Annotated in this window: 2 protein-coding genes; both read left to right on the forward strand. The window is 32.3% G+C overall.

What is annotated here, in order from left to right; all coding sequences use genetic code 11:
• On the forward strand, positions 1 to 410 hold a 410-nt coding region (locus tag BABA_RS12850), incomplete at its 5' end, for a hypothetical protein (RefSeq protein WP_007085623.1).
• A 15-nt stretch (positions 411 to 425) separates the two neighbouring features.
• The coding region (locus BABA_RS12855; RefSeq protein ID WP_007085624.1) for a hypothetical protein at positions 426 to 641 on the forward strand (216 nt) is incomplete at its 3' end.

Raw genomic sequence — 641 nt, forward strand, 5'->3', positions numbered from 1 at the left:
GGAATCATTATATGATTAATCTAACAGACATCAATAGCAATGAAGCAGTTCTTAAAGCTTTGCAAAAAGGCGAAAAAGTCGGATTTCCAAAAAATTTGGTAATCAAAGAATTTAATGCTGACACAATGACTATCAAAAAAACTGGAAAAACCATATATTGGGCAAATTTTTTGGCATATGATCCAGTTGAATTGAAAGCTTTACAAAGTATTCAGCGTGTTGAATTATTGCCGATGTATAAAGTTAAAGTAAAGTCCGTTCCAGTTGAAGAAAAACAGCAACGCGAAATAAAACTTCGAGAGCTGGTAGGAAAACAACTTTCTGAAGCTTTTATGTCAAATCTCAAAGCCGAGTTCGAGACAGATAATTTCGGAAACATAAAAGGAATCTGTTTCCGTATTGATTATTAGAAAGGACTTTATCACATGATATTATTTAAAAATTTGTTTAAGAAAAACGAACGTCAAACTATTCTTGATGAATGGTCAGAATATAAAAGCTCAAATTTAAAAGAATTCATGGAAGGTAATTTCATGCAATTGTTTGCCGAGGATTGCAGTGCAATTCTTAAATCTGATGGACGTTCTGACTATGAAGATTATACTGCCATAAAAGGGAAAATGAGTGAAACTCTTCAAGAA

Origin of the sequence: Neobacillus bataviensis LMG 21833 (assembly GCF_000307875.1) — a bacterium.
GTDB lineage: Bacteria > Bacillota > Bacilli > Bacillales > Cytobacillaceae > Neobacillus > Neobacillus bataviensis.